The organism is Streptomyces sp. URMC 126 (assembly GCF_051386555.1).
GTDB lineage: Bacteria > Actinomycetota > Actinomycetes > Streptomycetales > Streptomycetaceae > Streptomyces.
This window is the reverse complement of sequence record NZ_JBPQTX010000850.1, coordinates 1-275: the sequence shown is the minus strand read 5'-3', so window position 1 is coordinate 275 and position 275 is coordinate 1. Positions and strand designations below refer to the sequence as shown.

General features: G+C 66.5%; 1 protein-coding gene. It reads left to right on the top strand.

The window, feature by feature from the left end:
* Positions 1–275 (top strand): aminotransferase class I/II-fold pyridoxal phosphate-dependent enzyme (locus ACSNOK_RS34195; protein ID WP_436784623.1); only part of this gene is annotated, 275 nt, incomplete at both ends.

Below are 275 nucleotides of genomic sequence, written 5' to 3'. Positions count from 1 at the left end.
CCCACCGGGCGAGTATTCAGCCGGGCCGAACTCCTGCGACTGGCCGAACTCGCCGAACGACACAACCTTCTCGTCGTCTCCGACGAGATCTATGCCGACCTGACCCATATGCCGCACCGGCACATCCCGTTCGCCTCACTAGGGCCTGAGATCGCACGACGCACGATCACCGTCACCTCGGCTACCAAGGCGTTCAACCTCGCCGGACTCCGCTGCGCCGTGGGCCACGTGGGTCCGAGCCGGCTACGGGCGGCTCTGGACAACCAGCCCACCGA